This is a genomic window from Microcystis aeruginosa LEGE 91341 (assembly GCF_015206885.1).
GTDB classification, from domain to species: domain Bacteria; phylum Cyanobacteriota; class Cyanobacteriia; order Cyanobacteriales; family Microcystaceae; genus Microcystis; species Microcystis aeruginosa_H.
Genome location: NZ_JADEXY010000143.1, coordinates 1 through 10,603, shown reverse-complemented (window position 1 = coordinate 10,603; position 10,603 = coordinate 1). Strand labels below are relative to the sequence as shown.

At 43.0% G+C, this 10,603-nt stretch carries 7 protein-coding genes and 2 pseudogenes; 8 read left to right on the top strand and 1 reads right to left on the bottom strand.

What is annotated here, in order from left to right:
• Window positions 1-349 precede the first annotated feature (349 nt).
• From IQ234_RS17605 to IQ234_RS17565, 8 genes and pseudogenes are all read left to right on the top strand, one after another.
• Complete coding sequence (locus IQ234_RS17605; RefSeq protein WP_193958026.1) at window positions 350-1,480, top strand: ABC transporter permease; 1,131 nt, start codon at window positions 350-352, stop codon at window positions 1,478-1,480.
• 586 nt (window positions 1,481-2,066) lie between these two features.
• Window positions 2,067-2,543: a tetratricopeptide repeat protein gene (locus tag IQ234_RS17600; protein ID WP_193958025.1), complete on the top strand. Its 477-nt coding sequence runs from the start codon at window positions 2,067-2,069 to the stop codon at window positions 2,541-2,543.
• A complete protein-coding gene (locus tag IQ234_RS17595; RefSeq protein ID WP_193958024.1) occupies window positions 2,519-3,421 on the top strand; it encodes a trypsin-like peptidase domain-containing protein in 903 nt (300 codons plus the stop codon). The genes IQ234_RS17600 and IQ234_RS17595 overlap by 25 nt, the downstream gene beginning before the upstream one ends.
• Window positions 3,418-4,203, top strand: coding sequence for a FlgD immunoglobulin-like domain containing protein (locus IQ234_RS17590; RefSeq protein WP_193958023.1), 786 nt, complete (start codon window positions 3,418-3,420; stop codon window positions 4,201-4,203). Before IQ234_RS17595 ends, IQ234_RS17590 begins: the two co-directional genes overlap by 4 nt.
• The gene (locus IQ234_RS17585) at window positions 4,200-5,339 is read left to right on the top strand and encodes a hypothetical protein (RefSeq protein WP_193958022.1); all 1,140 of its coding nucleotides are present in this window, start codon (window positions 4,200-4,202) and stop codon (window positions 5,337-5,339) included. Before IQ234_RS17590 ends, IQ234_RS17585 begins: the two co-directional genes overlap by 4 nt.
• A gap of 164 nt (window positions 5,340-5,503) precedes the next feature.
• Window positions 5,504-7,555, top strand: coding sequence for an NAD(P)H-quinone oxidoreductase subunit 5 (locus IQ234_RS17580; RefSeq protein WP_193958021.1), 2,052 nt, complete (start codon window positions 5,504-5,506; stop codon window positions 7,553-7,555).
• A gap of 475 nt (window positions 7,556-8,030) precedes the next feature.
• Window positions 8,031-8,855 (top strand): annotated as a pseudogene (locus IQ234_RS21355) (transposase); the annotation flags it as partial.
• 298 nt (window positions 8,856-9,153) lie between these two features.
• Window positions 9,154-10,521, top strand: coding sequence for a right-handed parallel beta-helix repeat-containing protein (locus tag IQ234_RS17565; protein ID WP_193958018.1), 1,368 nt, complete (start codon window positions 9,154-9,156; stop codon window positions 10,519-10,521).
• Here IQ234_RS17565 and IQ234_RS17560 read toward each other — a convergent pair.
• Window positions 10,495-10,603 (bottom strand): annotated as a pseudogene (locus tag IQ234_RS17560) (IS5/IS1182 family transposase); the annotation flags it as partial. The gene IQ234_RS17565 and the pseudogene IQ234_RS17560 sit on opposite strands and share 27 nt — an antisense overlap.

The following is a 10,603-nucleotide window of genomic DNA, read 5'->3' as shown; positions in this document are numbered from 1 at the left end:
TTGAAGTACCATTCCACTGCATAAGTCCCTCATACTGACGATGCTTTTATCTAAAGCAAAACCAATCCAACAGGACAAAAATGTAAAAGTGTCTAAAGCGGGGTAGTCATTTTTAGGCAGTGGTTTGGGAAGCTCTTTTATGAGTTTTGAGAAATTCGTCATCAGGGCAAACTACCTATTGTGAGGGTAATAAGTTGTCTAGATTCTATCTATAATAGCATTTTTTGTCTGACTTTTCTCAACGTTCAACACTTCTGAATTGCCATATCTGCTATGATATACTCAGGGAGTGCTATTTGTCCATTCTCAGTTAATTTTTCTTATTGCACTGACTAATTACTAAGAAATTATGCTTTTAAGTTTATTCAATAAGGTCTCAAATAGTCGTTTTTGGCCTCTATTTTTTAAAGAAATTAATCAAATAATAAGAGATAAAAATTTGTTGATTTTTTTACTATTTTCTCCTATTGTTCAATTATTAATTTTTGGTTATTCTATTAATCCAGATATTCAACAATTAAAATTAGGAGTAGTTAATTATGATAACACTTTTCAAAGTCGTGAATTAATTTCTGCATTAACTGAAAATCAAGCTTTTAATTTGGAGATAATTTTAAAAAACGAGAAAGAATTAAGCAAAAAAATTAAAGAAGGTAAACTAACTATTGGTTTAATAATCCCTCCTGATTTTTCTCGAAAATTAAGTCAAGATAAAATCACTGAAATTCAAATCATTATTGATGGAGTTGATGCCAATACTGCTGGAGTTTCCTGGGGCTATATCAAGCAAATAATTAGGCGATATAATCAAAAATTAAATCTGGATCAAGTGAGTCCATTAATTATTCCACAAACTATTTTTCTTTACAATCCAGGACTAATTAGTAGTTGGTTTTTTGTGACTGGAATTATGGGAGCCATCTTTACTTTAACCAGTTCTTTAGTTTCTTCTGGTACAGTGATACGAGAGAAAGATACAGGTACTTTAGAACAATTACTAATGACTCCATCCGAAGCTTGGGAAATTTTACTGGCGAAAATAGTCCCTCTATTTATCTTGCTAATGGGCAATGTTTTCTTATCTTTAGAACTTGGCATAATTGTTTTCAAAATTCCTTTACGAGGTAATTTTGTTTTATTTATGGTTCTATCGGGAGTTTATATCCTTATAGGAATTGGTATAGGAATTATATTAGCGACAATTTCCCGAACACAACAGCAAGCTTTTCTTTTATCTTTTTTTGTCAATTTGCCTTTAATTCAACTATCTGGATCGATTGCGCCTCTTGAAAGTATGCCTCTTATTCTTAAATATTTCTCCTTATTAAACCCTCTACGTCATTATGTTAATATCACTAGGGCGATTATGATCAAAGGACTTAATCTCGATATACTTTGGCCTGAAGCAACTGCACTCGTTGGATTTGCTCTACTGATACTATCTATCGGGATCAACCGTTTTCGTCGTCAATTAAGTTAGCTAGGACAGCAATTCCAAATTGGTAATGATTCGGTAGTAGTGCCGTAGCCCTCTTGCTTACCTGGCATGAATTGTGTAAAATATTTACTAATAAAAATAATCGGAACCCGATCAGTCTTTAAACCTCTAGCTTGATCATGACTTTTCTGATAAATATCTTTTTCTAGCTCCTGTCTGGCTTACTCAAATATAGCGGTTCTCACACCTGTGCGGCACACTTAAATCTTTGCTGATTAAGCTGTTCAGGATCGGGAATGTACCTCTTGTGAATCAGAAACGCTATATACTTAGGATTAGCTGAATAATGGTGAAATATAGACGAGGTAAGGGTTTTAGGGTCTTGTTTCGCAAAACAGGTGCAAGATTTTGAGAGAATCGTGGTTCAAAACCTTGTGTCTTCATGGTTCCGCGTCTTGTAGGGGCGAAGCATTCGGGCAATAACCTATCGGTGAAACCGGAGATTTTCTATCCGAATGCTTCGCCCGTACTTTTTGCCGCAAACCCTACTTAACCGACTAAGATGCAGCAATGTTCCTGACTCCATTGCTATCTGTTAACCTATAGATGGAATATTTTCAATCAGCTTATGAAAGTGGTGCGGCTGGCTTGGGTGTTAACTTTGGCATTGATGATCATGCCGCCGACAACAGTGGCACAAACACTAGAGCAGTTATGGCAACAGGGTGAAACCGCTCAAGCGCAAAAAAAATACCCGGAAGCCGAAAGAATCTGGCGACAAATTATTCAGCTTGATCCTAACAGTGCTGTGGCTTTTAGCAATCTCTGCGACGCGCTATTCCGTCAAAATAAGTTAGACGAAGCACTGATTTTCTGTCAAAAAGCCTTCGCTCTCGATCCAAAACTTCCAGAAACCCACAACAATCTCGGTATCGTGCTGTATGACCAGAAAAAACTGAAGGAAGCCGAGGAAATGTACCGTAGGGCGATTCATAATAATTTGGGTCGGCTCCTACAGGAACAGGGCAAGCTACAGCAAGCGATCGCTGAGTTCCAGAAACCTACAACAATCTCGGTATCGTGCTGTATGACCAGAAAAAACTGAAGGAAGCCGAGGAAATGTACCGTAGGGCGATTCATAATAATTTGGGTCGGCTCCTACAGGAACAGGGCAAGCTACAGCAAGCGATCGCTGAGTTCGAGAAGGCGACAAAAATCGATCCGAAGTTTGAAGTTACTCGCAATAACCTGCAAGAGGCCCGGCGCTTGTTATCGTTGCAGCAACAACCGGAACAGATCATCGCTTTGAATAATACTAAATATCTACCCCAAGAGGATCCCCTCACCCGGATCAAGCGATCAATAGTTAAAATCAGTGTTGTCTTTACCGGTAACGCCAAGGGGACTGCCTACGGTACGGGTTATGTGGTCAAACGCCGGGGAACAACGGTGTGGATTATCACTAATCGTCATGTGGTGGTCGATCGCGACACGGAACAGAGGGGCGATAATCTGGAAAATAAACTGGAAGTGGAACCCTATTACGGCGAAAATCTACCCAACCTCCCGCGCGATCGTGTAGTGGCTAAAATAATTCACATCACCCAACCCCAAGAAAACTTGGATTTAGCTTTGCTGGAAGTCACGGGTTTACCAGACGATATCAGTCCTTTAACCTTTCATCAAGGCGAAATTAACCCAAAAACACGGATTTATATCATCGGACATCCTGAATCAAAAGATTGGTCGAGCTACGAGGCGACTACCATCAGAAATGACCCTAATAGCGGCAATTTATTAATCGCTGTGAGCCTAGCAGTTGGCGCTTCTGGTAGTCCAGTATTCGATCAGGAAATGCGGGTGATCGGATTGATGGTTAGGACGATTAGCGAGTCCCAAATCGATTCTTCCGGTATCGGTTTCGCTTACCCAATCGATCGAGTTCTCCAAAAATTAGCTCAATGGCAGGTGGTTGTACCATGAAAAAATCATTTATTGTCCTTAACTTAACAATTCTTAGTCTTATTTTGGTCTCGCTCTTCCCTCCTATTCAAGCTCAAAACTGTGGAACGGGAAATACTGGATCTAGCGATTATATCCAGAGAGATAATGACAAGCGCTGTGAGGGAATAGCTCCGATTGGTCTCCCTGCTCCTCCTCCTGTGCATTTTTTTCCGTGGATAATCGATATTGAAGGCAGTTTTAGTCTTATTTCCCTTTCTATCGGCCGGATTCCGGGGATGAGTGATTACTTGAAGTTGGAAGTACCTAGTCGTAATAACCAAGAGCCGAAAGTGAGGGTGCGTTCTGTGCAGAAAAATTATCAACTCGATCCCCTTACCTTGCGTCCCCAAGGTTCTCGCTATCAGTTTAAATGGTCTAACTATGTTATTAATCGCGAAGATATCGCCCTTGAAAGTCTGCGAGCTACTGCCTCTATCAGTGACGGTAAATTGATCTATTTGCCAGTTATTTTTAATCAGGCAACAACCTACGATATCGTCCTTTTTTCTAATGCGCGTAGCCAGATCAAAGAATTACAAATTCTCCAGAACAACAAGGTTATCTATGAGACTTCTCGCCCTAACTGGCAACCAAAAGGGGAAATTTTCTTTACTTGGGATGGTCGTACTTCTGATGGTAAACTGGCTAAGGCGGGATTGTACGAATTGCGAGTCAAAGCTTTATTAGAACAAGATGATGCTCCTCCCAGAAATGCCCCGATTAATATAACTTTTGAACATAATCCCCAGTGGCTAAAATGAAGTCCAAGCATCCCTTAAAAAGTTTCTGGCGATGGCTCAAGAAAAATCAAAAGTTTACGATAGTTTTCCTGGCTACGCTGGCCCTAGTTTTCCTGTCGATTTTTGGGGGAATTATCCCAGTTAAACAAAACTTTGAAGGCAATTTATTGGTAAAAAGCTTTAGTTTTACCTGTCAAGAAAACGAAAGTTTATTGCTCAAAGATGTCTATAATCTTTCCCAAATAGATCTATCGGGACTGAAAAAATTTACCCTCGCCGGCACCTTTAGCAGTCTTGCCGATCCCGAACTGAATAAACGAGAGCGACTAGAAATTGAATCAATCCGGGAAAATAGCACTTTAACAATTACCCCGACGGCGGATTTTATCCTGCAAGAACTCCGTTTACAAAAGGAAACTAGAGTAAAAAATCTTAAATATGCTCCTTTTAGTAATCTCTTGGCTTTTAGTTTGCAGCCAAATTCTCAACCAGTAAATTTATCATTTAATCCTAGCGGCAACCCGATTAAAATAACTCTTTCTGGTTATAAAATTGCTAATTTTCCCCTAAAAAAAGAGGATATTCCCCTCGAATTTAATCTCAGTACCACCGAATTTAAATTAGAAATTCAACAGGCGATCGATGTTAATTTACAGCTTTCTCCAGAGCAAGAACAGCCTATTTTTTGGCGCAATATTAAAGTTAATAATGTTAGATTTGAGCGACCGATTATCACTGGTAATAATGTGAGAGATGACTTAGTGGAATCGACAATTATTTCCGGTAATATCCGAATGGCTCAACAGGATCTTAAGCTAGAAGAAAACCAATTCCTGAGCGTCGAGAAACCGGGAGTAGAGATATTAAATCAGATAAAAATTATCCGAGAGGATAGTAACCAAAACCTCAAATTAAAAACCACGGGGGAAAACTTGCAGATTAGCGAAGCATCACAAGGTTTAGAAGTTAGCGTTTCCGGCAATACCAACAGCATCCAAGTGGGGTTAAATCCGCGACTACCGATCGCCCAAATTCAAGGCAGTTTTTTATCCCGTTATCTTGGTAGCGAGGCGATCGTGGCGATAATTTCCTTTTCTGCTGGTTTGATTGTTTCCTTGCTTTCGTGGTTATTTGATAATTTTCCCGCTTCTCCCTAAAAATTACCGTCCCGCTCGCTAAACTGCCAAATTGATAAGGTCCTTTGACCTTTTGCCGCCCTGTTGAGCAAAACTAGGTATAAACACTTTCTTAAGAATTAACCTATGTCACAATAGATGAGGATAAACCAAATAGTGTGAAATTGTAAACTAGGTATTACTGAATGGAACCGCTTTATCAGTACGCGTGGCTAGTTCCCGTCCTACCCTTGGTAGGCGCTACCCTAGTCGGTGCGGGCTTAATTTCCTTTAATGAAGTCACCAATCGTCTGCGACAGGTGAATGCTGTATTAATCATTTCTACCCTCGGTGCGTCGATGGTGCTGTCTTTTGCACTGCTGTGGAGTCAAATCAATGGACACGCTCCCTATACCCAAATGATCGATTGGGCATCGGCGGGTAACTTTCACCTGAAAATGGGTTATACGATCGATCATCTCAGTGCTTTAATGTCGGTTATCGTCACCACCGTAGCCTTTTTGGTGATGATTTATACCGATGGTTACATGGCCCACGACCCCGGTTATGTGCGTTTTTACGCCTATCTGAGCATTTTTAGCAGTTCTATGCTCGGTTTGGTCATCAGTCCCAACCTCGTCCAGATCTACGTTTTCTGGGAATTGGTGGGGATGTGTTCCTATCTGCTAGTAGGTTTCTGGTTCACTCGTCCGGCGGCCGCCGATGCCTGTCAAAAAGCCTTTGTTACCAACCGCGTCGGCGATTTTGGCTTATTACTGGGAATGCTGGGTCTTTTCTGGGCCACCGGCAGCTTCGAGTTTGATGTCATGGGTGAACGTCTAGAGGAATTAGTCTCTTCTGGAGCCATTGCCGGCAGTTTAGCGGCATTATTCGCCGTTTTAGTCTTCCTCGGTCCCGTGGCCAAGTCGGCCCAATTTCCCCTTCATGTCTGGCTACCGGATGCCATGGAAGGTCCGACTCCGATTTCGGCCCTGATTCACGCCGCCACCATGGTGGCCGCTGGAGTTTTCCTGATTGCTCGGATGTATCCCGTTTTTGAGCCAATTCCCACGGCGATGACGGTAATTGCTTGGACGGGGGCCTTTACCGCCTTCCTAGGGGCAAGTATCGCCCTCACCCAGAATGATATCAAAAAGGGTTTAGCCTATTCCACCATCTCCCAATTGGGTTACATGGTTATGGCTATGGGTATCGGCGCTTATAGTGCGGGGTTATTCCACCTGATGACCCACGCTTATTTTAAAGCGATGTTATTCCTCGGTTCTGGTTCCGTCATCCACGGTATGGAGGATGTGGTCGGTCATGAGCCAGTTTTAGCGCAAGATATGCGGATGATGGGCGGTTTACGCAAGTATATGCCCATTACTGCCCTAACTTTCTTGGTGGGAACTCTGGCCATCTGTGGGATTCCTCCTTTCGCTGGTTTCTGGTCGAAGGATGAAATTCTCGGTTTAGCTTTTGAAGCGAACCCAGCTTTATGGTTAATCGGTTGGGGGACTGCGGGTTTAACAGCTTTTTATATGTTCCGGATGTACTTTAACACTTTTGAAGGGGAGTTTAGAGGCACTAATAAGGAGATTAAACGCCGATTGTTAGCCAATGCGGGTGCGATTCCGGCTTTTGGACCGGGGGCAATGAATGTTAAGCAATTGGACTCGGAAGCGCAGGAAGAAGACAACCACGGCCATCATGCCCATGAACCCCACGAATCGCCAATTACTATGACTTTACCTCTCATGATTTTGGCGGTTCCCTCTTTGTTAATTGGTTTGGTGGGTAAACCTTGGCAAAATTTCTTCGAGGGTTTTATTCATGTTCCTAACGAAGTAGTGGAAGAAGTTCATGCTTTTGATTGGACAGAGTTTCTGATTATGGCGGGTAATTCGGTAGGGATTGCTTTAATCGGGATTACTGTCGCTTCTTTGATGTATCTCCAGAAGAAAATTGACCCCGCAACCATTGCCGAAAAATTCCCCGTTTTGTATCGTTTTTCCCTGAACAAGTGGTACATTGATAATCTCTATGATCGGGTTTTCGTCCAGGGTTGTCGTCGTCTCGCACGGCAAATTATGGAGGTGGATTATCGCGTTATCGATGGGGCGGTGAATTTAACCGGTTTAGCTACTCTTGTCAGTGGTGAAGGTCTTAAATACCTCGAAAATGGTCGCGCCCAATTCTACGCTTTAATTGTCTTTGCCGCAGTTTTGGGTTTAGTAATTGTCTATAGTCTGGTGTAAATTATCATCCGTTTACTAAAGATTTTTGGGGGCGCAAAGCCCCTTTTTTCGGCTTTAAGTACACCTTTTTAAGGGGAATTTAGGGGTAGCAAACTTTTATAGTCATATTTTGGGAAAGCGATCGCTTTTGATATACTCTTGAAAAATATAGCGTTTCCTAAGCTAGTGAGGTACACCTATTTTTCTTCCCTTTTGCCTAAAACCCATAACTTTTGTACCTCAGCAGACTGAAAAACGCTATAGATGATAATTGAAATCGGTTTTGCTCCCTTTGACTTAAATAGGGCTTGCTGAAAAAGCCTGAAATGCCAATAGGAAAAAGGTTCCGACTCAATAAAGTCGAGAAAAAAAGCCCAAAAAAAGGTAAAATACTCCAAAAGCTAGGCACTTTTTATGTTTAGTACAGATGTATCGTATCTCCACAGCAACTCGATCAGAACCCGAATCATTTGAACTGCCCTTTGTTGCCAGAGCAGAAGAGCGAGGAGAAGAAAGTGAGCAGCCCAATGCAGGAAAATTAATATTCGATGCGACTTGTGCGCCTGCCGATATTAAGTATCCCATAGATTTAGACCTATTAAATCAAGCTCGTCAAAGCACGGAGAAAATCCTAGATTGTCTCTATCAAGAAGCCAAATAAAAGTTAACTAATAAACCAAGAACTTCCCGAAAAATAGCGAGAAAAAAATATTTAAAAGTCGCTAAAAAACCTTGTCACTCTCCAAAATAAAGACGGAAAGCCATTGGTCAACAATTGGGATATATTCAAAGAAACTTAGGTTATATAGACCAACTAATTGAATTAGTAGCTTCCTTAACTTGTTGAAGTAAAAGACAATATAAACTGCTATTAGTCATTGAAGAAGCCTGAAGTCAACAACGGGAGATGTGGTCAGAGAAAAAAAGAAGGGTTGACCAGAGAATTGTCAGTTTAAGTCAACCTCATGTAGGTCATATCGTCAGAGGTAAAGCCAGAAAACCGACGGAATTTGGGGCAAAGCTCTCGGTGTCTTGTGTAAATCATTATGTATTTTTACACCGTTTGTCTTGGGAAAACTTTAATGAATCTCAAGCTTTGAAAGCGCAAGTAAAAAACTGTAAAGAGACCTATGGTTTTTATCCAGAATCCGTTCATGTTGATAAAATTTATCGAACCAGAGAAAACTTGGCATGGTGTAAGGAAAGAGGAATAAGATTAACTGGATTATACTTGGGAAGACCACCGAAAAATCGAAGCACTGAACTAAAAAAACAAGCGCAAGAGGACGAGAGTTTTCGCAATGCAATAGAAAGGAAATTCAGATTTATCAAGGTGAAGAATTGTAATGTTTTTTCTCAGAAAAAATTAATTATAGATAGAAGTATACGAAGATGTGCAGAGTATCGGCTCTTTGTTAATGTTACAGAGTTTTAAGGAAATGCAGCGAATAGTTCTACTAGATATAGAGTGGGAACTATCTGGGTAGAATACAGCGTTTCTCGGACATATGAGACTCGTTCTTGCCTCTGAAATACCCGATTAGCAAGGATTAGTCTGCACTTCACCTTGACGAGAAAGGCTGCGCCTAGATAGTAATTTGTATAGCGAGGTACGAAAAGTGGCACCTTTTCTGAATCCAGTTTTTACTGATATTTTTGATGGAAATCTGCTCGATGATAACATCACTGATGGAACTACTGGTGACGACAATATTGTTCTTGATAATGGTAACGATACTTCTAACGGTCTCGATGGTGATGATCTGATCTCTGGCAATGGCGGTAACGACACGCTCTCCGGCGGCGGTGGCAACGATGCACTCGATGGCGGAACCGGAACGGACACGGCGACCTATACAGTGTCACTGACGAAAGAGATGATCAGTAAACAGCCGACTTTCTGGCAGGTGGCCACAGGTACCTCCGAAGGCACAGATCAGCTGATCAATGTTGAGATCCTTGATGGTGCCGAAGCTGGCAAGTTCCTGCTCGTGGGGGGGGGCGGTTTCGCCACGATCCAAGCGGCGATTAACGCAGCGAGTGCGGGTGACACCGTGATTGTGGCGGCTGGTACTTATTCCGAAAATCTCATTGTCAACAAGTCCCTGACGATCCTCGGTGCGAACGCTGGGATCTCCGGCAGCGGCACTCGCGGCGCTGAGAGTACGCTGGCGGGCAACATCACCATCGCCGCCAACGGTATCACGGTAGATGGCATGGCCTTCAACGGCGGAGCATCGGCAATTCGCGGTGAGTCTGCAGCCAACCCCTATGACAACCTGACGATTCGCAACAACCTGATTCAGAATACGACCGATTCGGCCATCCGACTTGGTTTGGGTACTGGTGGTGGCATCGGCAGTGATAACTGGACGATCACCAACAATAAGATTGACAACATCGTCGGCAACTTATTGACGGCCATGGTGCTCTTCAACGTCGATGGGCTGACCGTTACGGGCAACGTCATCAACCACAGCAACTCTTCCTCCACGGGTCGCCGCGGCATCAACCTCGACGGCGTTCTGAACGCGACGGTGTCGAACAACACCATCGATCTTGGGCTGGTCTCGCCCACCGATGCCACGGCGGCAAGTGCGGCGGCACCCTGGATCGTGCAGTTATCGATGAGCGACCGAGCAATCTCCAACGTCACCGTCAGCAACAACACGGTCAGCGGCGCAAACTTGGGCATCATCGGTCTCAGCCAGCGCAGCATGGTCAACGTTGACATCACGGGCAACACCGTGAGCAATGTGATCAGCGGTATCGTTCTCAATACTGGCGGCACGGCTCCTGTGGTTTCCGGCGTCACGATGGACGTGAACGTGACCGGCAACACTGTGTCCGCGGCAACTAACGCCATCTTCGTGCGCGACCTGCACGATGCGGCCCCGAACGGACCAGTGACGTTCACCGGTCTCGATGTCACCGGTAACACTAGACCTCCTGCAAAAGTCTTATTCAGCTACTTGATGATAGCCTAAAGCAAGTTCATAGTTGTAAATGCCAGCGATTAAATTAAATCTCAGACCAAAACGCCGTCTCCGATTCCTATATCTTGATGAT

What these genes read in the sequence shown, in the direction of transcription:
- IQ234_RS17605 (WP_193958026.1), top strand. Translation starts at nt 350, where the DNA reads ATGCTTTTAAGTTTATTCAATAAGGTCTCAAATAGTCGTTTTTGGCCT.
- IQ234_RS17600 (WP_193958025.1), top strand. Translation starts at nt 2,067, where the DNA reads ATGAAAGTGGTGCGGCTGGCTTGGGTGTTAACTTTGGCATTGATGATC.
- IQ234_RS17590 (WP_193958023.1), top strand. Translation starts at nt 3,418, where the DNA reads ATGAAAAAATCATTTATTGTCCTTAACTTAACAATTCTTAGTCTTATT.
- IQ234_RS17585 (WP_193958022.1), top strand. Translation starts at nt 4,200, where the DNA reads ATGAAGTCCAAGCATCCCTTAAAAAGTTTCTGGCGATGGCTCAAGAAA.
- IQ234_RS17580 (WP_193958021.1), top strand. Translation starts at nt 5,504, where the DNA reads ATGGAACCGCTTTATCAGTACGCGTGGCTAGTTCCCGTCCTACCCTTG.